21 protein-coding genes and 3 tRNA genes are annotated in these 23,344 nt (G+C 38.7%); 5 read left to right on the top strand and 19 right to left on the bottom strand.

Going from position 1 to position 23,344, the window contains the following annotated elements:
* Positions 1-20: 20 nt before the first annotated feature.
* Together CGB83_RS16555 and CGB83_RS16550 are read right to left on the bottom strand one after the other, a co-directional pair.
* On the bottom strand, positions 21-1,103 hold the full coding sequence (locus CGB83_RS16555; RefSeq protein WP_172954716.1) for an efflux RND transporter periplasmic adaptor subunit: 1,083 nt from the start codon (positions 1,101-1,103) through the stop codon (positions 21-23).
* Between the two features lie 129 nt (positions 1,104-1,232).
* Positions 1,233-1,616 carry a hypothetical protein gene (locus CGB83_RS16550; protein WP_100076805.1) on the bottom strand — a complete coding sequence of 128 codons (384 nt, stop codon included), beginning with the start codon at positions 1,614-1,616 and terminating at the stop codon, positions 1,233-1,235.
* Positions 1,617-2,090: 474 nt separating this feature from the next.
* On the opposite strand from CGB83_RS16550, the gene CGB83_RS16545 reads away from it, so the two are divergent.
* Positions 2,091-2,495 (top strand): hypothetical protein, encoded by a 405-nt coding sequence (locus CGB83_RS16545; RefSeq protein ID WP_100076804.1) that lies wholly within the window; start codon positions 2,091-2,093, stop codon positions 2,493-2,495.
* 56 nt (positions 2,496-2,551) lie between these two features.
* Here CGB83_RS16545 and CGB83_RS16540 read toward each other — a convergent pair whose 3' ends face one another.
* From CGB83_RS16540 to CGB83_RS16500, 9 genes are all read right to left on the bottom strand, one after another.
* Positions 2,552-2,806, bottom strand: a complete 255-nt coding sequence (locus tag CGB83_RS16540) for a SemiSWEET transporter (RefSeq protein ID WP_100076803.1) — start codon at positions 2,804-2,806, stop codon at positions 2,552-2,554.
* Positions 2,807-2,882: 76 nt separating this feature from the next.
* Entirely contained in the window at positions 2,883-3,920 is a 1,038-nt protein-coding gene (locus CGB83_RS16535) for an NAD(P)/FAD-dependent oxidoreductase (RefSeq protein WP_100076802.1), read from the bottom strand.
* A 55-nt stretch (positions 3,921-3,975) separates the two neighbouring features.
* Positions 3,976-4,914 carry a type IX secretion system ring subunit PorN/GldN gene (gene porN, locus CGB83_RS16530; protein ID WP_100076801.1) on the bottom strand — a complete coding sequence of 313 codons (939 nt, stop codon included), beginning with the start codon at positions 4,912-4,914 and terminating at the stop codon, positions 3,976-3,978.
* Positions 4,915-4,932: 18 nt separating this feature from the next.
* On the bottom strand, positions 4,933-6,522 hold the full coding sequence (gene porM, locus CGB83_RS16525; protein WP_100076800.1) for a type IX secretion system motor protein PorM/GldM: 1,590 nt from the start codon (positions 6,520-6,522) through the stop codon (positions 4,933-4,935).
* Between the two features lie 51 nt (positions 6,523-6,573).
* Positions 6,574-7,266, bottom strand: coding sequence for a type IX secretion system motor protein PorL/GldL (gene porL / locus CGB83_RS16520; RefSeq protein ID WP_100076799.1), 693 nt, complete (start codon positions 7,264-7,266; stop codon positions 6,574-6,576).
* Between the two features lie 66 nt (positions 7,267-7,332).
* Entirely contained in the window at positions 7,333-8,748 is a 1,416-nt protein-coding gene (gene porK / locus CGB83_RS16515; RefSeq protein WP_100076798.1) for a T9SS ring complex lipoprotein PorK/GldK, read from the bottom strand.
* Positions 8,749-8,856: 108 nt separating this feature from the next.
* Entirely contained in the window at positions 8,857-10,710 is a 1,854-nt protein-coding gene (gene glmS, locus CGB83_RS16510; protein WP_100076797.1) for a glutamine--fructose-6-phosphate transaminase (isomerizing), read from the bottom strand.
* A gap of 33 nt (positions 10,711-10,743) precedes the next feature.
* Positions 10,744-12,291, bottom strand: coding sequence for a DUF4270 family protein (locus CGB83_RS16505; RefSeq protein ID WP_100076796.1), 1,548 nt, complete (start codon positions 12,289-12,291; stop codon positions 10,744-10,746).
* Positions 12,292-12,303: 12 nt separating this feature from the next.
* Positions 12,304-13,074 carry a glycogen/starch synthase gene (locus CGB83_RS16500; RefSeq protein WP_100076795.1) on the bottom strand — a complete coding sequence of 257 codons (771 nt, stop codon included), beginning with the start codon at positions 13,072-13,074 and terminating at the stop codon, positions 12,304-12,306.
* 169 nt (positions 13,075-13,243) lie between these two features.
* Here CGB83_RS16500 and panC point away from each other — a divergent pair, with 169 nt between their 5' ends.
* On the top strand, positions 13,244-14,092 hold the full coding sequence (panC, locus tag CGB83_RS16495) for a pantoate--beta-alanine ligase (RefSeq protein ID WP_100077630.1): 849 nt from the start codon (positions 13,244-13,246) through the stop codon (positions 14,090-14,092).
* 90 nt (positions 14,093-14,182) lie between these two features.
* On the opposite strand, the gene CGB83_RS16490 is transcribed toward panC, so the two are convergent.
* The 3 genes from CGB83_RS16490 to CGB83_RS16480 form a co-directional block, all read right to left on the bottom strand.
* Positions 14,183-14,255, bottom strand: a tRNA-Lys gene (locus tag CGB83_RS16490).
* 72 nt (positions 14,256-14,327) lie between these two features.
* Positions 14,328-14,410: transfer RNA gene (locus CGB83_RS16485), tRNA-Leu, on the bottom strand.
* 35 nt (positions 14,411-14,445) lie between these two features.
* Positions 14,446-14,518: transfer RNA gene (locus tag CGB83_RS16480), tRNA-Lys, on the bottom strand.
* A gap of 116 nt (positions 14,519-14,634) precedes the next feature.
* Here CGB83_RS16480 and CGB83_RS16475 point away from each other — a divergent pair.
* Complete coding sequence (locus tag CGB83_RS16475; protein ID WP_100076794.1) at positions 14,635-15,150, top strand: shikimate kinase; 516 nt, start codon at positions 14,635-14,637, stop codon at positions 15,148-15,150.
* 4 nt (positions 15,151-15,154) lie between these two features.
* On the opposite strand, the gene CGB83_RS16470 is transcribed toward CGB83_RS16475, so the two are convergent.
* Positions 15,155-15,592 (bottom strand): RNA-binding S4 domain-containing protein, encoded by a 438-nt coding sequence (locus CGB83_RS16470; RefSeq protein WP_100076793.1) that lies wholly within the window; start codon positions 15,590-15,592, stop codon positions 15,155-15,157.
* 54 nt (positions 15,593-15,646) lie between these two features.
* On the opposite strand from CGB83_RS16470, the gene CGB83_RS16465 reads away from it, so the two are divergent.
* The gene (locus tag CGB83_RS16465; protein ID WP_100076792.1) at positions 15,647-16,396 is read left to right on the top strand and encodes a hypothetical protein; all 750 of its coding nucleotides are present in this window, start codon (positions 15,647-15,649) and stop codon (positions 16,394-16,396) included.
* 48 nt (positions 16,397-16,444) lie between these two features.
* Here CGB83_RS16465 and CGB83_RS16460 read toward each other — a convergent pair whose 3' ends face one another.
* The 4 genes from CGB83_RS16460 to CGB83_RS16445 form a co-directional block, all read right to left on the bottom strand.
* A complete protein-coding gene (locus tag CGB83_RS16460) occupies positions 16,445-17,962 on the bottom strand; it encodes an FMN-binding glutamate synthase family protein (RefSeq protein ID WP_100076791.1) in 1,518 nt (505 codons plus the stop codon).
* Between the two features lie 360 nt (positions 17,963-18,322).
* Entirely contained in the window at positions 18,323-19,669 is a 1,347-nt protein-coding gene (gene mtaB / locus CGB83_RS16455) for a tRNA (N(6)-L-threonylcarbamoyladenosine(37)-C(2))-methylthiotransferase MtaB (RefSeq protein ID WP_100076790.1), read from the bottom strand.
* A gap of 127 nt (positions 19,670-19,796) precedes the next feature.
* Positions 19,797-20,399 carry a DUF1572 family protein gene (locus CGB83_RS16450; protein WP_100077629.1) on the bottom strand — a complete coding sequence of 201 codons (603 nt, stop codon included), beginning with the start codon at positions 20,397-20,399 and terminating at the stop codon, positions 19,797-19,799.
* Positions 20,400-20,619: 220 nt separating this feature from the next.
* Positions 20,620-21,417: a hypothetical protein gene (locus CGB83_RS16445; RefSeq protein ID WP_100077628.1), complete on the bottom strand. Its 798-nt coding sequence runs from the start codon at positions 21,415-21,417 to the stop codon at positions 20,620-20,622.
* A gap of 198 nt (positions 21,418-21,615) precedes the next feature.
* Between CGB83_RS16445 and glgP the strand changes: the two genes are divergently transcribed.
* Complete coding sequence (gene glgP / locus CGB83_RS16440; RefSeq protein WP_100076789.1) at positions 21,616-23,280, top strand: alpha-glucan family phosphorylase; 1,665 nt, start codon at positions 21,616-21,618, stop codon at positions 23,278-23,280.
* The last annotated feature ends 64 nt before the right edge of the window (positions 23,281-23,344 follow it).

The raw sequence follows: 23,344 nt of genomic DNA, 5'->3' as shown, positions 1-23,344 counted from the left end.
ACTTACTTCATTAAAGAGTCCTACTCTGCTTTTAATTTCAATGACTGAAGCACTTTTTTCGGATCCTGGTACTTAGTCTGAACTTTCTGGTCATCTTTTACTTTCTGAACGCCTTCCAGCAGGATTTTGTCTCCTTTTGCCAGCCCGGAACTCACCACGTATACATCCGGAAGCTCATAAGCAACCTTAATGTTTTTAGACTTGATCACTCCATTGTTGCCAACTACAAAAACATATTTCTGATCCTGGATCTCATAGGTTGCTTTCTGAGGGATCAGTAAAGCATTTTTCACCGGTAAAGTCATCCGTACTTTTCCTGTTTCCCCATTCCTTAATAGTTTATTCGGATTAGGAAACTTTGCTCTGAAGGCAATATTACCTGTTTCATTATCGAATTCTCCTTCGATAGTCTGGATCTGGCCCTTTTCAGGAAGCAATTCACCATTGGCCATTACAAGGCCGACTTCATTACTTCCACGGTCTGCAGCATGCATCTGATAGCTCAGGTATTCAGGTTCTGAAACGTTAAAATACCCATACATATTGGTATTGTCTGAAAGTGATGTGAGTAAGTCACCTTCATCAATAAGGCTTCCCAGTTTAAGGGGGATCCGGTTGATAATTCCTGAGTACGGAGCTTTGATGTCTGTGAATGAGAGATGGATCTGGGCCAGTTTAGCTTCCGCATTCGCTGCATCCAGTTTGGCTTTCGCCATCGCCCGTTCATTTTTAGACACGATGTTGTTGTTAGCCAATGTACTTGCATTTTTCAGTTCAATGGTAGCCTGGGCCACTTCTGCCTGTGCTTTCAGGAGTTCGGCCTGATACAGTTTCGGCATAATCCTGAACAGGGTCTGTCCCTGCTGCACGAACTGTCCTTCATCCACGAAGATCTTCTCGAGAAAACCCTTTTCCTGGGCGCGGATTTCAATGTTTTTTACAGATTGGATCTGAGCTACATACTCTTTGTCAATCACGGTATCCATCACCACCGGTGAGGTTACGGGATATACGGTAGCTTCTTCTTTTTCTTCTTTTTTCTTGTTACAGCTGAACAATAAAAGACTGCTTAGCGCAATGCCTGCGACAACTCTTTTGATCATAATTCTAGAGTTTATATAAATCGTTAATGTTTTGAAAATGAAATAGAATACATCAACCTGCATAGAGTACAGGCTGTAAAGAACGGCGTATCCCATCCTTTTAAAGGACAAAATACTTTTCGGAAAAGTTTAGATTCTTATAGAACGGATCAGAATAAACCTTTTTACGGTATAGGAACAAAGGTTAAAACCATGCAGTGAAGGCCTTAATTCTTTGAAGCGGAGTAATCCTAAAAAATATGCGAATGTGAAAACTGCTGCTAAAACAGCTACAGCCTGTACATCCGATAACTGAAAACTGCTTTCCAGAAGTTCAAGAGAATAGTTTTCACTGTCAACCTTCTGCTGTATAGAAAGCTTTTCATAAGTCTGATTAAGCTTATTGGCTTTCTTGAGGATATGATGAGACACAGACCCAACCTTGGAGGTGTCCAAAGTCCTGACATTGATTTTGCTTTCTACCACAAAGAGCAGAAACAGGCAGGTTAAAAAGTATGTGATGTAGTTTCTCATCTGATGCGGCAAAGGTACATCTAAACATAAAAACTATTTTTCAATTCCGCCTAAATGTTAAAATCATTAACAATATTTAACATTACTTGAAATAATCTGAAGAGAATATTCAACCATTTAAAACTCTGCCAACAAATACATCACTCTAGAAAACAATAATTTAAATACAAAAAAGATAGTTTTACTGGTATAATAATATATTCAACAGATATCATAATCAGATAAATTCCTTTAAGATTTTAAACTATTAAAAAAATAATCTGAATTCATAAGTAAAAGTTATGATTTGAAATCAATTATTTTTAAATAGTTAAAATAATTAAATGGATATACAATATATAGGATTTTTTTCTGATTCCAAATCTTAACAAAAATTTAAAATTAGACCAGATGTTTTAACCTTTGTTAGCAGAAATATTCGTAAATTTATGAAATATTAACACCATCAGACCTCACTACCAATCACTTCTTATTATGAAAAATTATATTCGACTCATTCTTCTGCTTACCATCGGAATTTTTACAACAGCATGTCAACATCCCGGGAAAGAATCTGTGACCAATATTCAGACAGAAGCAGCCCCAGATCATGATGAAATTACCAAGGATATTTTTACAGATGACCTTGGAGAGCATATGGAAGTTATTATCAACCATACGGCAAAAACGGTCACTATCCATTTGGGCGGAAAGACTTATGAGCTTAAGAAAAAAAAGGATATGCCTGAATATTCCGCAGCCAGCACCGAATATCAGTATACAGATATTAAAGGAGAAGTAATTTTTCTTAAGAGAGATATCCAGATGGTACTTTTCCACCACAAAAAGCAAGCTTCTTCTGAAAATAAACAGAAGAGCACCAGTATGGCTTCTTACTAATTTTGATATGCCTTATTCATATGTAATGATCAACATCATTACCCAACAGGTATAACTTATTTCCTATATATTAAATAACAGGTCAAAAGGCTTATATTAACAAGAACGGCAAAAGCATTAGATAATATAATAGGAAGTTCATCCTTGAGAATTCCGTACCATACCCATAATGATACACCGGTAATCAGTACCAGAAGCGTAATCCAGGACAGATCTTCAACATTTTTTTCCTTTAATACCTTGACCAACTGCGGGATCATTGAAGCTGAAGTAAAAACACCTGCTATAATTCCTAAAATATTTTCATCCATAATTTAAATTCTCTTATTAAGATAAGAAATTTTAAATCATTCTCATTACATTTTAAATATATGTAGATAAAATACATTATTTTTTAAATCTCAACAAATCTATTTCTTCAGGTAAAGGGATTCCTTTTTCAATCAGATCATATAAAGAAGCCGAGAAGTAACAGCCATTTAAAATTCCACGTGCGCCTAATCCGTTGAATACATATAAATTTTTATGATCTTCATGCCTTCCAATGATCGGCCGTCTGTCTTTTACCGTAGGCCTGAACCCAAAATGAGTTTCATCGATTTCAAAATCAAACGGGTAAAATTCAGAAAGACCATTCTTAAGCTGTTGGACCGCAGTTTCGTCAATATGATGATGCAGCTGTTCCCGGTCATAGGTTCCGCCATAAAAATAGCGGTCTTCATCAACAGGAAAAAGGAAGTGTTTCTTTTTAACTGTTATATCATCGGGCAGAGGCTTGGATAATTTCACTTTGATATGATGTCCTTTATTGGGGCTGACCGGAATCTCAGAAAAATATGGATTATTTTTAACACCCATCCCTTCACAGAAAATGATGTGTTTGAAATTAATGCCTTTATAGGAAGAATCCAAAGCATCTAATTGCTCATAAATAAACTTCTCCTTAATCAGATAAGACCTCTCTTCAAAAAAAGTAAATAAATCATTGAAAAATCCTTTTACATCAAGTCGTGCTGACCGGTTTACCTTTCCGGTACCATACGGATTATTAAGAACATCCAGATATCTAAAATCTCGATCTAAAAAATAAGACAGTTCTTCGGTTTCAGCTTTCCTAAGCCATAGCTGCTGCTCATTTTCATCATGGAAAATCCTGTGAATCGGCGCATCAATCATGTAATTTTTGCCTGTATAGGCTTCTATTTCACTTAGGGAACTTTTAAGGAAATCAATTTGTTCCTGGGCTTTCCAGAAGGTCGTGAACTTTTTCAGGACAACAGGATTGATCATCCCGGCAGAAACCTGGGAAGCACTCTTATTTCCTTCTGAAAATATTCTGAATGATTTCTGATTTTTAATAAGCTGATGAGCAAAAAAAAGGGCTGCATACCCATCTCCCACAATAATATAATCTACATATTCCATAACAAAAAAAACCTGAGTAAAAGTACTCAGGTTTTATATAAATATCAAATGAATTTTAATAATTCCACATGCTGTTTTCCATATCAAGGATCTGAGCCTTGATTCTGTCGCTTTCTTCAAGCTGTTCGTCAGCATTTCTTGGGATGTAATCTTTAATAACACCATCACCTAAACCAGTAGATGATTTGTAAATAATAGAAGAAAACCTTCTTGCATTGATGATATCATCAAAAGATAGATCAGCAGATGAGTTTTTTCTGTTATACACATAGTTATTAGCCAGCACTTCTCTTGCGTTTGGATAGTAGATCCAGAATAGGTCTATCAATTCATCTGCACCTGCCAATGGCTCTCCGTTAGGTCCTGTTCTTCCCTGTACAGCAGGGTCAGGTCCCATTGCAGCAATCCCAAGGGGTCTGTATTTCATCTGCCCGTCTCTCTTATCGATAAACCACATACCCATAATTTTAAGAACCTTTACTTTATCGGTAGTAGTCTTATAAATATCGGTATATTGCTTCTTTTCATCGTCGGTTAATTGTCTTCCGGAATTCAGAATATCAATGGCAGCATCGGAAATCCTTACACTTTCCAATCTTTTCTGAATAGCTTCAGGACTCAATCTTGTAACGAAATCATCATCATCATATACTTCCTTAATCTTACCGCTCAGTGCACCTTCTAATAAAAGCTGATACAAAGATCTCGTGGACGAAGCAAGAAGTCCGTTTGGATTATCATAATAAAAAGGCTGGTTGATCTTATCATTCATATCAATTACCTCCCAAACGAACATGGATTTCATGATATCTTTATCATCTACAAAACCATATTCAAGTGGCTTCACTGTTTTATCAACAAGTGTATCACCTATCTTTTGTTTATTTTCAGCTCTCAACTGTCTGAACTCTTCCGGAGAAGATGCATTCAGAATGGTTTGGGAAAAAGCAAATCCTGAAACCAAAACTAAAAGACTGCTTATATATTTTTTCATAATGTTATTTTATTAAACTTACTGAACATTGATTACAACAGGAGAGATATTTTTAATCTGTTGATTTCCTAATCCTGTAGCGGTAGCCTTAATCTCGAAAACATATACTACATCTCCTGATCTTAAGTTTTTCATTAATCCCGCAGCATCACTTAATGAATTTCCACGGATTAACAATGCTGCCCTACCTGGCACCTTCACCATAAATTGATTCACAGTAAATGATACAGGGAAATCGAAGTCCGGAATAGCTGCCTGTACAGTCTGATTAGGGATGGATGTAGCCGGCATACCCAGTACGTTCTGCCCTCTCATCTGTCCTTGCGGAGGCGGTACATTTTTAATTCTGTACTCAAATACCTGAGAGATACTCTTACCGCTAGGATCAGATCCTGACAATGTTAATTTAACGGTATTTCCTGTAGTAGGAGTAACAATCCATTTTCCTGGACCTGCACTTCTCACTGAAGCTCCCGGGGCAGAAAGTGATAATTTAGCATTATCAGCACCAAGAATAGACCCTGATACCGGATTTTCCAATCCTCTGTACATTACATTCATTTTATCAGCAGATAGGAGTAATCCTTTCTGAAGTTTCACTTCCTGAGGACCTGCAATAACATTATAGGTGTGTGACCACTGGAAGCTTTGTGGTTTCCCTGAAGCGTCGGTTAATGTAATGGTTCCACCAACTTTATGCTCTCCAAGGCCTGCTCCTGAAATTGGAATAATACCTTTTCCGTTTTCCTGTCTGCTCACTCCTGAAATGTTGATCTTATTGCTGTTTGAATAGGTACCCAACATCACAGTAACATCTGCCTGCTTTCCTGATTGAATATCCGTTGGACCGGAAACAATCGGCTCATAGTTTGAAAATTTGATGCTTGCATCAACTTTTTCTTGCAGCATTAATGCTAATGCATCAGATTGCACGTTTCTTGCATCATTCTGGATAATCTCAAGATTGGAGATCGCAGCAATCAGAGGCTGGTGGTAGAATTTATTTTGGAACCACGTTTTTTCGTTAGGTGATTTCCCTTTTGGATATTCTGCAATCAGAGATTTATTGGCTCTTTCCACCAAGTCTTTCAGCTGAGGGTTATTTCCAAAAGTTGCATTGATATAGTTCCTTACATCGTCAATTTTAGCTTTAAGCTCTAAAGCTCCTTTAGAAGGTGTATTCTCATCTCCTTCTTTAAAGAAGTATTCCGTAGTAGCTTCATTGTTATTTAGTGCAGCGAAGTTTTCGCTTACATCCACATCTTTTCCGGCTTGGTCTTTCTCATGGAATTCAGATTTCTTCTTAAGAAGATCTTTGATATCCTGAGCGGATTTTACCAATCCATTGATTTTATCTCTTAAAACCTGATACTGCTGCCAAGGCTGAGCGTAAGTATCCGGTACCTGCAGGGCTTTTGCTTCAAGAGTCCTTTCGAAAATCCTTTCGTTTTTTCTTTCCGTTAAGGTCCTGGTTTCATTAAGAGCTTTTGTAGAGTCATAATATGACCTGATGATTTCTGCATCAATATTTAGGGCCATCATCGCGATGAACACCAAATACATCAGGTTGATCATCTTCTGACGAGGGGTCTGTTTTCCTTGTGCCATTCTCTTTTCTTTTGTTTTTAATTAAGTTTTATATTAGAAATGGTTTTGGAATTAAGACTTCATTGCGGTTAGCATACCACCATAAACCCTGTTTAAATTATTCAAGTTAGACGTTAAACCTTGCAATTCCTGGTTGAATTTTTCAGAATGCTCAACAGACTTTTGCATATCGCTCACATATTTTTTGGCGAATTCTGCCTGTCTTTGTCCGCTTTCCAGCTGCATAGCATACAGTGCGTTCATGCTTTCCATATGTTGGGCAGCTTTATTCAACTGGTCATTGTATTTATGAGTAGAGGCAGAAACATCCACCGTCTGGTTGATCTGATCTACTGAGTTTGAAAATTTATCGATCCCTGTTCTTAATCTTTCGAATAACTGAACATCAAGTTTCGCATCCTGAAGCATTTTGTCCAGTTTAGTTGAAAGTGAATTTTCCAATTCAGCAAACTGAGCAGCAGCATTACTTTTGGATACATTTGAATGTAGAGGGTTAGGATTAGCATGCTTATCCAAAAGTTCAGGATATACATTTTCCCAAGCATAAGACTCTTCTGATTTCGGCGGGTCGAAAGCAAAGATGATGAAAATGATAGCTTCTGTGATAAGTCCCACTGTAAGAGCCATGTTACCATTAATAGGTCCCAAAGTAATGTGGGTAATTTTAAGCCAAGCCCCAAGAATTACAATTGCAGCACCGAATGAATAAAAGAAATTCATCCAAGCATCTTTAGTCTTAAACATATAAGTCAGTTTTTTTAAAGTTAAATAAAATTGTTATTGAAAAGTAATAATAATGGTCTGATTGAATTATCTGCTAACTCTTCTTGGTTTAACAGCTGCTTCAGGAATGTCCTGTACTGTTCTGAATCCGATATAGCTTCTTGCAGAATCTTTTCTTTCCCAGTCTCTTGCTCCTGTCATCAGTGCATAACCAACATCTTTCCAAGAACCTCCTCTTACAGACCTTTTGTCATCAGTTCTATCTTTTGTAGAAGGGTTAAGTGTTGAAGAGAATGCGGGTGAAGAATTATTATAGGCAGATTCCGTCCATTCTGCAACGTTTCCAGCCATATCATACAATCCGAATCCATTTTTCTTAAATTTCTTTACCGGAGCTGTATATGTGTAAGTACCTTTTTTCTCATCTTCCATATAGTTACCTCTCTTAGGTTTGAAGTTAGCTAAATAGCAACCTCTGTCGTCCATTAAATAAGGACCTCCCCAAGGATAGGTAGCATTCTGCATTCCGCCTCTTGCTGCATATTCCCACTCAACTTCAGTAGGAAGACGGAATATCATTGGTCTTTGTTTTCTTCTTTTTAAACTTTCATTATAATCTGTTTTCAGCTTAGTTCTGAAATTACAGTAGGCTCTAGCCTGATCCCAGGTTACCCCTACTACAGGATAGTCTTTGTAAGCCTTATGCCAGAAATACTGTTCAAATAAGGGCTCATTATATGCAAAATGAAAATCTTTTACCCAAACTGTGGTATCAGGATAAATAGCAATGCTTTCACTTTTAAGGTAGTTTACTCCTCTTTGGTTATCTGCAATAGCCACATCCATATCGCCCCATTTGTAGTTATACTTCAGTTTGCTAACATCCAGAATCCTTTCATTACCTACTCTTGATGATGCCGGTAAATACATAGATTCCAATACTTCTGCATATTCTACATCAGGATATTTATTGGTATTCCAGTGCAATGGAACTTTCCAGTCCAGTTTTTTGCTTGGGTCATAGCCATCTTCTCTTCCTCCCTGTCCTTCAAGATATTCCTGATATGGTGTTAAGTTTTCTTCTTTTTGTGCAAGATATGCATAATCACCGATGCTTGTTCCTCTTCCTTTACCTTCTCCTCCTTCTCCGGCAGCTTCAGCAAGCATAGTTCTCGCGATAGAATCTCTTACATAATTGATAAATACTCTGTATTCTGCATTGGTAGTTTCCGCTTCATCCATAAAGAAAGAAGAAACAGTAACCGTTTTCAGAGCCGCTTTTTCAGGAGTATTTGTAGGATCCTGATCAGCGAGACCTGCAACGAATGATCCTGCAGGAATTGCAACCATACCGTAAGGTCTTTCTGCAACAAATGATTTCGTTTTTTCTCTAGGTATCAATTCTCCTTTTGTTCCCGGTTTACCAACGGAAGAAGATCCTCCACCTGAACAAGATACCGATGCTACCGACGCAGACACTAATAAAAGAAATATCCTTTTCATGTTAATTTTTATAATTAAGCCGTAAATATATAATTTTTTTAAGAAACTTTTAAGATTTTTTTTGAAATAACGGAGGAAATCTAAATTTATTTTATTTGTGCATTGTTTTTATTCTACAGTGACGGATTTTGCAAGGTTTCTCGGCTGATCAACATTTGCTCCGCGGTATACTGCAATGTAATAAGCCAATAGCTGCAGAGGTACGGAAGCCACGATAGGTGAGAAACATTCTGAAGTTTCAGGGATCTCGATAACATAGTCTGCCATTGCACTTACCTGCTGATCTCCTTTATTAACTACTGCGATTACCTTTCCTTTTCTTGCTTTAATTTCCTGAACATTGCTTACAATTTTATCATAGTGCCCTTTCTTTGGAGCAATAATAACAATTGGCATGTTTTCATCAATCAGTGCAATAGGTCCATGTTTCATTTCTGCGGCCGGATAGCCTTCAGCATGGATATAAGAAATTTCTTTAAGCTTCAATGCTCCTTCCAATGCTGCCGGATAATTGTATCCTCTTCCTAAGTAAAGGAAATTGGTGGCACTAATAAAATCTTTTGCAATGGCTTGTGTCAGCTCGTGAGTAGACTCCAATACTTCTTCAATTTTTTTAGGAAGTGCGTCCAGTTCCGCGATCAGGCTCATAAAATCTGCATTACCTAAGTTCCCGTTATGCTTACCGAGCTTTAATGCAATTAGGCTGAGAATCGTCAGCTGTGCCGTAAATGCTTTTGTGGAAGCTACACCGATTTCAGGACCTGCATGAGTATAAGAACCGGCATCGGTAATCCTGGCAATTGAAGAATCCACCACATTACAGATACCATAAATGAAAGCACCTCTTTCTTTAGCCAGTTTCAAAGCGGCCATCGTATCGGCAGTTTCTCCGGACTGAGAAATAGCAATGACTACATCTTTATCCGTAATAATTGGATTTCTATATCTGAACTCTGATGCATATTCTACCTCAACCGGTATTCTTGCATATTCTTCAATAAGATATTCTCCGATAAGACCGGCATGCCAGGAAGTTCCACAGGCGATAATGATAATTCTGTTGGCATTCTTAAAACGCTCAAGATGGTCCCAGATACCCGCCATTTTTATAATGCCTTCCTCTACCAGAAGCCTGCCTCGCATGGTGTCATGGATGGATTTTGGCTGCTCGAAGATTTCTTTAAGCATAAAATGTTCAAAACCTCCTTTTTCAATCTGTTCAAGACTTAATTTAAGCTCCTGAATTTCAGGTTCAATTTTGGAATTATCATTGATGGTTCTGATATCTACTCCATTTTCCAATGAGATGGTAGCCATATGACCTTCTTCAAGATAAATGGCTTCTTTTGTAAATTCCACGAAAGGAGAAGCATCAGACGCAATAAAATATTCATTATCTCCGATACCAATTGCTAAAGGTGACCCCAGTCTTCCAACGACAAGTACCCCTGGATAGTCTTCGTGCATTACGGTTATAGCATACGCTCCATACACCTCATTCAAGGCATAACGTACTGCTGTAGGGAAATCCATTTCCACATTAAGATCCATAAAATACTGGATAAGATTTACCAATACTTCAGTATCTGTCTCTGACTGAAAAGTAAACCCTTTATCGCTCAACATGATTTTAATGGTATCATAATTTTCAATGATTCCATTATGGATAATAGCTATTTTACCATTATTGGATACATGCGGGTGAGAATTCCTGTCGCTAGGCACACCATGGGTAGCCCAACGGGTATGGCCCATTCCTATATGGGCAGTACCTTCCAATTGGCTTGAAATACCAACAAGATCATCTACCTTTCCTTTTGTTTTCTGAACCTCAAATGTATTATCTGACTTTTCAAGAACGATTCCTGCACTGTCATAACCGCGGTACTCCAACCTCCTTAGACCATTGATCACTATACTATAGGCATCCTGAAATCCTGTATATCCTACTATTCCGCACATAATTTATATTAATGTATTAGATTGTGTTTATTTTTATTTTGTCCCGTAAATAATTCTCAGCTGAGCTTTGTTGGAATCAGTAGTGTTTGATCCTACAAATACTGCTCTATTGATAGAATATGCTCTTGATGTAGATGATTGACCTTGAAGTCCAGTATTGGCTGCATTGGGTAAAAATCTTCCGATATCTATTCTAAAATACTTATAAGTATTGTCAACTCCACCCTCTACAATATCTTTTACTGATTTAGTTACAGTAAATTCGTAATAAGCAGGATTTTTATCAAGGTTATATAATTTATAAATTCTAAAATTAGGTGCTGCCGCCAAATTAAGTGCATCTGCCGTAAAAGCACTAGTCACTTTACCATTGCTGTCTTTATCCTTTTGAATAAAAGTTAGTTCTGTAGGTTTTTTATAATTGTTATTCCAGGAAACAGCATCAGTGTAAAGTCTAATTTTAGCACTTATGATGGCTGCCTTATTAGTTTGATATAATTTCTTTAATTTATTTACTGTTTCAAGTGGAATTTTAATTCCTATAGAAGGCCCCCCCATTCCCTGTGCAAAAAGTTTGGCAGCTCCTGTATTGAAATCCCCCAATGCAGCAGTTGAGTAGGCAGATCCCGAACGGTCATACTCATATTGACCGATATGTACATTTCCTGCACCTAAAACAAAAGCATAGTTTGCAGATGTCCTTGTCGTTGTTCCGTTATCTGTCTTGTCATATTTATAATACATGATAAGCTCCATAGAATTTGGGGAGAATTTGAACAAATAACCATCATTCTCATCAACAGCAATTCTAAGCCCTCTGAAATGTCTGATGAAATTTGATGCATCCTGAAGTTCCGGCTGGCCTTTTTTTGCAATAATCTTGTTCTGGAACAAAGTTTTGTCCAGATTAATCCTGATGCCCGGTGCAGACGATGTGAATATGGAGGAATTATCGGAATCTTTTGTAATGGTAACTGAATTGATATTACCGTCAAAAGTTTTAGAACCTATATTAGCAGCATTATATTCAAAGACCTGATTAGATTTCACAGTATCTGAAGCTCCTTTCAGGAAGTCCGATACTTCATATACTTTAATATTCAGTGTTTTTTTCGCTTTTCCGAATTTCCTTACAGGATAAGTATTGACTACTTTCTTAGCCGCTACATTGCCGTCCGGATAAATATAGTCTTCATTGGTCGTTGTTTTCACAGAATCTGCTGCATACTCCGGCTTTAAAACCAGAACAACAGAATCTACCACAGCATTGGCTCCGAAATCAGGATTATAAGTTGATAACCTGAGCTGAGTAAGATAAGAAGCTCTCTGCATACCGAACTGGTCTTCCTTAAAGGCACCGAGCACTGCTGAATCGAGCTTCGCTGCATCACTTCTGATACTGTCATAATTTTTGATCGTGAATGCAGTAACGTCCATAGAATCTACCTTCCCCTGTGCAGCATCTCCTAAAAACAGCTGCTCTCCAAGGGTATCCGGATCCGGTTCGCAGTTATAAAGCAATACACTTCCGAAAATCGCCATGAAAATTACAGCGAAAACTTTTTTAATCGTATGAGTCATTAAACTGTGTTTTTAATAAAGTTGATTGATTGAATCGACATCCAGGTATTCTGATTTCTGAGTCGGGGTTTCATTGAAAGCAGTATCCAGGTTTCCTTCCAGGAATTCATCTCCTTTCACTACCATATCCACATAATTCATGCTTTCAATCACAAAACTCTGGATGGTAGGCTTATCTAATGCCTTAAGCCCGGAGATATTATCGAATTCCAGTTTTTCACCGATATTCTGATCCAGTTCGGCATCCTTTTCGTTGTATAAAGAAAGTACAATTCTGGCATCTTTAAAATAGGTATCTGATTCGTAATAGGTTTTAAGGTAAACCGGGACAAAAGAAGCCATCCATCCGTTAAGATGAATTACATCCGGTACCCAGTTGAGCTTTTTAATCGTTTCTATGACCCCTCTTGCAAAGAAAATTGCCCTTTCATCATTATCAGGAAAAGGAGCTCCTTCGTCATCGAAATAATATTGTTTCCTTTTGAAATATTCTTCATTATCGATAAAATAAACCTGAAGCCTTTCTCCCGGCAGCGAAGCTACCTTAATAATTAAGGGCTGATCAAGATCATTGATAATAATATTCATTCCTGAAAGGCGGATGACTTCATGAAGCTGGAATTTTCGTTCACTTATCTGTCCAAATCTTGGCATAAAAACTCTTACATCATTGCCTTCATTGTGCATTTTAAGTGCCATTTTATTCACCACTGCAGCCATGTTGGTATCTTCTTGGTACGGATACATCTCTGTAGTAATATACAGTATCTTTTGATTCGGCATAAACTCTATCTAATTTTTGTAAAACGCTTTAATGTGCAAAATTACAAAAAAACATCCAACATAATTTTAATTAACACTTTTTTACGACAATTCCTCAGCCCGGATTACGAAAAACCCACTTTACTGTATGATATTTTTAGTATTTTTGAAATACTATTATAATTATGCTATGGAAGTTTTAAAAAATAAAAAAACCCTTCAGGATTTTATTGAGCGGCAGAAAGAAATGGGTAAACGGATAGGGTTTGCTCCTACTATGGGAGCTTTACACGACGGCCATCTGTCCCTGTATGCAGAAGCAAGGAAAAAAAATGACCTTATCATATCTTCTGTTTTCGTCAATCCTACTCAGTTTAACAATGCAGAAGATCTTGCAAAGTACCCCAGAGATATTAAGAAAGATATTAAGATGCTGGAAGATTCCGGATTGGTTGATGCCGTTTACATTCCTGAGGTTACTGATATTTATCCTGAAAAAACGGAAAGCAAATCCTATGATTTCGGCGGATTGGAAGATGAAATGGAAGGAAAATCCAGGCCGGGACATTTCGATGGTGTAGGAACGGTTGTTGAAGAGCTGTTCAGGCAGGTGAAGCCTGATAATGCCTATTTTGGAGAAAAGGATTTTCAGCAGCTGGCTATTATAAAAAAAATGGTAGAAAATAAAAAACTTCCCGTAAGTATTCACGGGGTACCAATCCTCCGGGCGGAAAACGGACTAGCCTTAAGCTCCCGGAATCAAAGGCTTGATCCGGAACGCAGAAAAGCGTCACGGATCATTTATGAAACTTTAAAAGAAGTTAACGGCTGGTTCAGGGTATTAACCGTAGCCGAAATCAAAAACAGGGTGAAAGATATTTTTGAAAGCCAGCGTGGTATGGAATTGGAATATTTCCTGATTGCCGATGAAAAGACTTTGAAAGAAACTGATTTTTTTTACAAAAATAAAAATTACCGGGCTTTTATTGTCGTGATAGTAGACGGAATAAGGCTTATTGATAACATGCACCTGGATTGACATAAAAAAATCAAAGGCTTCTTGAGGAAGCCTTTGAAACACCAAATCACAAAATATTAATATGAAAAAAATTTACTTTTCAGTAAACTGTGACCCGGCTGGGATTCGAACCCAGGACCCATACATTAAAAGTGTATTGCTCTACCAGCTGAGCTACCGAGTCGGCCACAATTAATAATGATAAATATAAAATAAATTTTAATTCGTCAATATTAATTATTTCAAATTTTTGCAGTGCCTGCGACTGGACTCGAACCAGCACATCCTTAGGAAACCACCCCCTCAAGATGGCGTGTCTACCAATTTCACCACGCAGGCAAATAAAATTACAAAATCCAGTAATTTTTTGCTTGTGACCCGGCTGGGATTCGAACCCAGGACCCATACATTAAAAGTGTATTGCTCTACCAGCTGAGCTACCGAGTCGGTCACTTTATTAATCAAGTTTTCATTAAAGTAATGTCCCTTGTTTTAAGTGGTGCAAAGATATAGCTTTTTTTTATTTCTCAAAACTTTTTTGCAAATTTGTTTAAAAAAAATTCATGATAATTTCACTTGTAGGATACATGGGAAGCGGCAAATCTCACATTTCCAAAATATTAAGCGACAAACTCGGTTTTAGGCTGATTGACCTCGATAAAGAGATTTCAAAAAGGAGTAAATTAACCATTCCTGAAATCTTTGAAAAGAAGGGAGAAATTTACTTCAGAAAACTGGAAAGAGAAGTTCTGGAAGAAATTCTGGCTAATGAAAAAAATATTATCCTGAGCCTTGGTGGAGGTACGCCTGTGTACTATAATAATATGGAAATTATCAACCATAATTCAAAAAGCATCTTCCTTAAAGCATCTGTCGCTACTTTATCTGAAAGGCTGCTTAAGCAAAAAGACAAAAGGCCGCTGATTGCCCGCATTACCGATGAAGACCTGCCAGAATTCATTGCCAAACATCTGTTTGAGAGAAATGAATTCTATGGCAAATCCCAGTTTAGTGTAAGCACTGATGCCAGAGAGCCTGAAGCTATTGTTGATGAAATCATAGAAAAGCTCTATGAGTAGAGCTTTATGATTCTTCCTCTTCGCTATCTCCTTTTTCGCCGAAGAAATCATCCCAGTCGGTAAAGTCAGAAGCAATATCATTGCCTACATAATCATCCATTTCCCTCCTGTCTTTTTTGGTAGGCCTGCCTTCTCCCTTTATTCTGTAATAGTCCTGGGAAGCTTTACGCAATTTCAGGAGTTCATACTGTTCTTTATCCGTTACATCTTTGATATGAAGCGGTACGAGTTTAGCTCCTAGCCTGCTTTTAGGAATCTGCAATACTTTGATTTTATAGTCGATCTGGTTTTTTCGAACTTTAATTACATCTCCTTCTTTTACCTCTTTGGATGATTTCACTACAGAATCACCAATAGCAACCCTGTTCTTTTTAATTTCATCCGCAGAAACCGTTCTCGTTTTATAGAAGCGAATACTCCATAAAAATTTATCTATTCTCATATTTTTTTATACTTTTGCCGTTATATTATTTGTAAAGTAATTAAAGTTTTTGAAATGAAAAAAATATTTTTATATATCCTTGCAGGATCTTTGTGTTTCTCTGCCTGTAAAAAGGATGATGAAACCGAAACTTTTGTGGAGCCGGAAGACATCTCAGTCAGAAACTCATATGATGAGCAGGCCATCCAGAAGTTTATGGATGAGAATTATCTGGATACCCAAGGGAATATAAAAGCCTTCAGCAGTACAGATGCTACTGATGACAATTACAAAAAGCTTTCTGAACTCAATCCTGTAAAACTTCCATCAGGAGTTATCTATATCATCAGGGATGGGGCACAGCCTGCTGCAGGAAAAACTATCGGAACCGATACCATGATCCGTACGATGATCAGAGGAAATTACTATCTTGCTACGGATACGGACGGAAAAGTAGCTTTTAATAATTCTTATTCCGGAACGCTGATCAATACCATTGACGGGCAGGGTTCTCCCGTAACAGATCCCCTATTTTATTATGTGAAAAATATTATTCTAACCAATGCCACTTCTGATGCAGCAAAGCAAAGAAGCTATTATGAAATAGAAGGATTTCAGGAAGGAATCAAATATTTCAAATCCTTTGATAACAAACCGGATGGTGAAGGATATAATCTTCAGGGAGTAATCATAGTTCCTTCCAAAGCTGCTTTTGGCAGGGACGTCCATTATAATTATGTCGGGACATCGTTACAGAACAGATGTTTTGTATTTAATTTCCAGCTGTATAATGCTGTCACTCCTCGGCCAGCAAGTAACCAGTAATAGAAACAACATAAAACGCTTCAGGGATTTCTGAAGCGTTTTTTTTATTTAGTATTTCGCATGCTGCCTTACATTTCCCAATACATCAGGAAAAAACAGGTCAGAAAGATGGTCAAATTCATCGCCTCGCATAAACATATTGGCATCTACCTCCTCATATGAGCTTCTTCCTGCCGCTGCAATAAGTTCATTGCATGTATGAAGCGTATTTTTGTGAAAATGGTATACCCGCTCACTTTTATCGGTAACATCAAGTCCTTTAATCAACATTTTGTCCTGCGTCGCCACTCCGGTAGGACATTTATTATTATTACAGCGCAATGCCTGAATGCAGCCCAGTGAAAACATGAACCCTCTTGCATTGTTACACATATCGGCCCCCATGGCAACAGCTCTTAAAATATCCAGGCTGGTTAGTACTTTTCCGCTGGCTATTACCCTAAGTTTTTTCCTTACATTATAGCGGCTGAGAATTTTATTTACATAAATTAATGCCGGTTCCAAAGGCATTCCGACACCATCTGAAAATTCAGGAGGCGCTGCACCTGTTCCTCCTTCAGCACCATCGACAGTAATAAAATCCGGATAAATCTTTAAAACATTCATCTGAACACAGATATCTTCAAATTCTTTGGTGTCTCCTATACAGAGTTTAAAACCTACCGGCTTACCTCCTGAAAGGTCACGCAGCTGGTGAACAAACCTCAGTAAACCTGCAGCATCGGAAAAAGCTGAATGCGCAGGAGGAGAAAGAACGGTAATTCCCGGGGTTACATGACGGATTTTAGCAATTTCCGGAGTATTTTTCACTCCGGGTAAAACACCCCCATGACCCGGTTTGGCACCCTGAGATAACTTAATCTCAATCATTTTTACATTCGGTAGTGTGGAATATTTTTTAAAGAGGTCAGGATTGAATTCCCCTTCATCATCCCTGCATCCGAAGTATCCTGTTCCGATCTGCCAGCAGAGATCCCCACCTTCCATATGATAAGGCGAAATTCCTCCTTCACCGGTATTATGATAAAAATTTCCTTTTTTTGCTCCCCGGTTCAGTGCAATCTGTGCCCGGTCGCTCAAAGCCCCAAAACTCATTGCTGAAATATTCAGTAAAGAGGCATGGTAAGGCTGTGTACATTGTTCGCCTCCTACCCATACTCTGGGGAGCTCTTCGGACGGCATTTTAGCATAGATGGAATGCTTGATGCCTTCATATTTCCTATGGTTTACTTCCAGCTGGGTTCCAAAAGGAACAGTATCACCAAGATTTTTTGCCCGGCGGTAAACTGCAGAACGCTGATTGCGGGGGAAAGGTTTCCCGTCTGTCTCCCTTTCAATAAAATACTGCTGCATTTCCGGGGAAATACTTTCAAAAAAATACCTGAAGTATCCCAGTACCGGAAAATTCCTTAAAATAGCATGCTTGGTTTGAGTTACATTATATACCCCAATCGCATAGATAATGGTGAGAAAAAAAGGAATCCACCAGTCTGCTCTGATTAAGAATGCAACGGCCCAGGCAATGGCTACAATAATTGCGCCCCACAACAAAAACTTGTCTCTCATATCACTTGGATTTTTATTTTCTAAAGATTGCTGCAAAATGCCTACCACATCCCAAGAAAATCAGAATAATGATACACGAAAGATATATTCTCCGGATCTATTAATGTACATGGTAAAGACTTTTGAGTTTTTTCGTTGAAAATCCAGTGACGAGTTTTAATTTTAATAAAGAAAAAAAACTTTATGGGAGTATCATAAATTCCGTAAATCCTGAGCGCCAAAGCAAATTCCTGGGTAGTTTGTCTATCGCAATATATTACTGATGGCGAGTAATACTATTTAAAATATCCAGAAGATCACCGTCGAAGGTAACTGAATGTTAGTCCGGGCCTAAGAATTGAAGCACCTATAGTATTCCTCTTATATTTTTTCAAGAAACGTTTCAAAAGAACTCATGACGGATACTGTGCCGTCAGCTTCAATTTTTTCCAGTTTGAGAAACTCGATCTGATTGACAGAGGAAGGATCAAAGTCTTTCTGAACCCTAACATAATTCTCAGTAAAACCGAACATCTTACCATCTTTGTTTTCATGCTCCCATAATACAGGCAAGGTTTTACCAAGCTGCTCCTGATAGAAAACCATTTTTTTCTTTTCAGACAGGATCCTGAGCATTTTGTTTCTTTTTTTTCTTTCAGAAACAGGTATTACGCCCTCCATTCCGGCAGCCTCTGTATTTTCCCTTTCGGAATAGGTAAATACATGGAGGTATGTAATAGGAAGTTCATTTAGGAAATTATAGGTTTCCATAAAACGTTCTTCGGTTTCTCCCGGGAAGCCTACAATCACGTCAACTCCAATAGCAGCATGAGGCATTACTTCACGGATTTTGTTTACCCTGTTGCGGTACAAACCGGTAAGGTAGCGGCGCTTCATCTTTTTAAGCAGATCATCGCTTCCCGATTGTAATGGGATATGAAAATGGGGTACGAAGCTTTTGCTTCTGGACACCAGTTCAATGCTTTCATCCTTCAGCAGATTGGGTTCTATAGAAGAAATCCGTATTCTTTCTATTCCGGTCACCTGGTCGAGCTCGGAAATAAGGTCGAGGAAAGTATGCTCATGTCTTTTATTCCCGAATTCCCCTTTACCATAATCCCCGATATTCACGCCGGTAAGAACGATTTCCTTAATATCCCTTGCAGCAATTTCGCGGGCATTATTCAGTACATTATTGATGGTGTCTGAACGTGAGATCCCTCTGGCCAGCGGAATGGTACAATAGGTACATTTGTAATCACAGCCGTCCTGCACTTTCAGGAAAGCCCTGGTCCGGTCACCGATAGAATAGCTCCCGATGAAAAAATCTGTCTCTTCAATCTCACAGGAGTGTACGGTTCCATTGCTTTCAGATTTTTCCAGATCATCCAGATAACTGAGGATGTTGAATTTCTCCTTGGCTCCTAAAACGAGGTCTACACCGGTAATCTGTGAAATTTCCTCAGGTTTCAGCTGTGCATAGCAGCCTACAATTACAACCAGCCCTTCAGGATTGGCTTTCATGGCTCTTTTTACATGAAGCTTACATTCCCGGTCTGCATTTTCAGTTACCGAACAGGTGTTGATCACATATACATCTGCCTTATCATCAAAACTCACCTTATCGTATCCGGCATCCGTCAGCTGACGGGCAATGGTAGATGTTTCCGCAAAATTCAATTTGCAGCCTAAGGTATGGTATGCGGCAGTTCTGTGAAAAGTAGACATGGATAACTCCTGATTTTTAGGGTGCAAAGATAATACTTTTAACGGTAATACTCTATTGATACCTTCTATGGTCCATTATATAAGGCATTTATCTGTCAGTATTTTAACCAGACAGAGGTTTTTCCGATTAGTGACGCGTTTCATCCTGAAAGTCATCCCTGACCTCAGGGCTATTATGATAGCAGACCGGAGAGGAGTTTTCAGCTAGAGAATCTTCAGAAAATTTGCTTTTCATTTTCGCATTGAATGCCTTAGATTTATTACGGGCAATAGACAGGGTATTCCAATCTTCATTCTTCACCATTTTGGCAATATAAATAATCTGACCGATATGGTACGGGTAATGGGCAAGCTGACGCAGAATGGCATCAAGAACGGAATGCGCCTCACCCCGTATATAAACGGTTGCATGAATATTTTCCTCATTGATCTGGTCCAGCGCACCAAAAAGGCAGTCCCAGCCTTTTTCCCAGGACTCCAGAATTTCACTTTTGGTCATAAGAACATTGATAAATTCTTCATCCCGGTTACGCCATTCCTTTTCGCCGTCTTCCGTCATAAAATTGGTCCACCTGGAAAGCATGTTTCCGGTGATATGCTTTACGATCACTGCTATAGAGTTGCTTTCCTCATTATACTTCCAGAACATCTGCTCTTCTGAAAGTTGTGTGAAAGTTTGGTCTCCCAGAGATTTATAATACTGAAATCTTTTGATCAACAGGTCTTTCATAAAATTGTTTTGATCAAAGTTAAGCATTTAACCGACTGGTTTTGAATTGATGCAGATAATTCCTCATGCCCTTAATCCTAGCCCCGATTGGAGCATTTGCCTGAGCTCATTTTTGTGTTTCGGGCAGCGGCTTTGCCGCCGCCCGAAACACAAAAATAGCGAGTGCGGAAAGCGGGAAAAAGCTCCTGAACAATGCTTTATTGATCCCGGATCCTCTATATTACTTGATATTCGTGAGGTTCCCGCAAAGGTTCTCCAGATGGAATATTTTGTGGAACGGGCTTCTGACTTCCCTGAGCTGCTCTTTATCCTGGATAAATGTATACCGGGACGCCAGGGAATTCATATCCGATACGATAACAAGCCAGCATTCATCCACCGAAGAATCATAATAAGGAAATTTCTCATTCTTCTTCTCGATCAGCTCCATGATTTTCTCGGAACAGAGTTCGTCAAAAAGACTCATATTGTATTCATGGGTGATGAATACATTCCTTCGGTGAAAGGATTTCCTGAGGTTCCGGACATGTCCCGAAGGCCTGTTTTTGCGGATGCTTTTATAAATGGACAGAATGATTTCCTGCTGATCTTCGGGATGATGGAATTTAAGGTTGGGCTGAAACTCCAAAAAATAAACACCACGATATTTCGTAGTGTTTTCCTGTTCCAATAGTATTTCTGCCTGACGGAATATTTTATTAAGGCTGCTCTCCATTTTTTTCATTTCCAAATGGTTGATCACTTCCGTCAATTCAATTCCAATCTTTTTGTCGTCCAGCGTAGCAATGAAATCCGGACTTTCGCAGGTAAGGTCCTCAAACTTTACGCTGGGAAAATGATGCATAAAAGCATTCAGCAGTAAAATTTCAGATTTTTTCCTGTACTTCTCCCTGTCATGCAGGGATGACTCATCTATGGCACGGTGGTATTTCTCTATCGGCTTCTTCTTGAGATGCCGGTTCAGATAGTATAAACTGAGATTTTTAATTAAATCTTCATCAGAAAATGCTTTTTTCATGTGTTTATTTTTTGTGTTGCCCATACAGGCACAATGGTATGGTTTTAGTGCCTGATCTTTGATTACCAAAAAATTACATTCTAAAGGTAGTTAAAAAAAACATCTGATACACGCTTGAAGCCTTAATTATCAAATAATTAATATAAAGTTTGTTTTCATAATTAATTACCTTTGCCAATTCAAAACAAAACTGTGTTTATGGATTTTAAAAACTTTGAAATACCCTACAACGTCAACCCTAAATACTCAAAAAAGGTAGCTTATTTCTCTATGGAATTTGCTATTGAACAGGTATTAAAAATATATTCAGGCGGATTGGGATTCCTTGCGGGATCGCATATGAGAAGTGCGTATAACCTGAAGCAGGATCTGGTGGGAATCGGTATCCTGTGGAAATTCGGATATTATGACCAGGCAAGAAACCATGACCAGACCCTGCAACCGGTCTGGACCAAAAAAATGTACAGCTTTCTTGAGGATACGGGAATTAAATTCCAGATTGAAATTCATAGTGCCCCGGTTTGGGTGAAGGTATGGTACCTGGATCCTGAAATCTTCAATACGGCTCCGATGTTTTTCCTTTCCACCGACGTTCCTGAAAACGATCACGTGTCTAAAACGATCTGCCATAAACTGTATGATGCCAATGAATCCACCAAGCTGGCGCAGTATATTCTTCTAGGAAAAGGAGGCGCAAGACTGCTGGATGAAATGAATATAGAACGGGAAGTATACCATCTGAATGAAGCGCATGGTCTCCCCGCAGCCTTCCATCTGCTTAAAAAGTACGATGGCGATATGAAACGTGTGAAAGAAAAGCTGGTTTTCACCACCCATACTCCTGAAGAGGCCGGTAATGAGAAGCATAATCTTAAGCTTTGCTATGATATGTCATATTTTTCCGGGCTTAGTATGGAAGAGGTAAAGCAGATTGAAGGAACTGACGATGACCGCTTCAACCATTCTTTATGTGCGCTTAAAATGTCCGGAATTGCCAATGGGGTTTCAAAACTTCACGGAGAGGTTTCTAATACGTTGTGGCACAAATATCCGGGGATCTGCGAAATCACTTCCATTACCAATGCCCAGGATTTTAAATACTGGGCAGACAAACCTCTGTACAATGCAAAGGATGAAAACGATGAAACGGCATTTGATTTCCGGAAAAAACACCTGAAGAAAAGGCTGTTCAAAATCGTGGCAGACCAAACCGGGAACCTGTTTGATCCTGATGTGTTCACCATTGTCTGGGCAAGGCGTTTCGCGGGCTACAAGCGTGCTGATCTCCTCCTCCATGATAAGGACAGGTTTTACAGGCTCCTGAACAACCCGAAATACCCGGTTCAGATCATCTGGGCTGGAAAACCTTATCCGATGGATTATGCTGCGATTTCCACCTTTAATTCGCTGGTGGAAGAAAGTAAAAATAATAAAAATATGGCTGTACTTACGGGATATGAACTTTCCCTAAGCAAATCGCTGAAACAGGGCTCTGACTTATGGCTCAACAATCCACGGGTACCGAGGGAAGCTTCCGGTACTTCAGGAATGACGGCGGCTATGAACGGTTCGGTAAACCTTTCAACAGATGACGGCTGGATCCCTGAATTTGCAAAACACGGAGAAAATTCATTCGTAGTCCCTAAAGCGGATTATATGAACACCAGCATTTATGAGCAGGACAACCACGACCTCAATACGCTGTATGAAATCCTTGAAAATGAAATTCTTCCTACCTATTATGATCAACCGTCACAATGGAGGAAGATCCAGTACAATTCCATGGAAGATGTAGAGTACCAGTTCAACAGTGACCGGATGGCAGATGAATACTATCAGCTGATGTATAACCATCAGAAATAGGCATTGCTGTTACAGTCAATAATGATAAAAGAATCGGCGGAGCCTTTGGCTCCGCCGATTCCAA

Source organism: Chryseobacterium camelliae (genome assembly GCF_002770595.1).
Taxonomy (GTDB): domain Bacteria; phylum Bacteroidota; class Bacteroidia; order Flavobacteriales; family Weeksellaceae; genus Chryseobacterium; species Chryseobacterium camelliae.
Note: the sequence above shows the minus strand (reverse complement) of the source record. Positions and strands in the feature narration are given on the sequence as shown.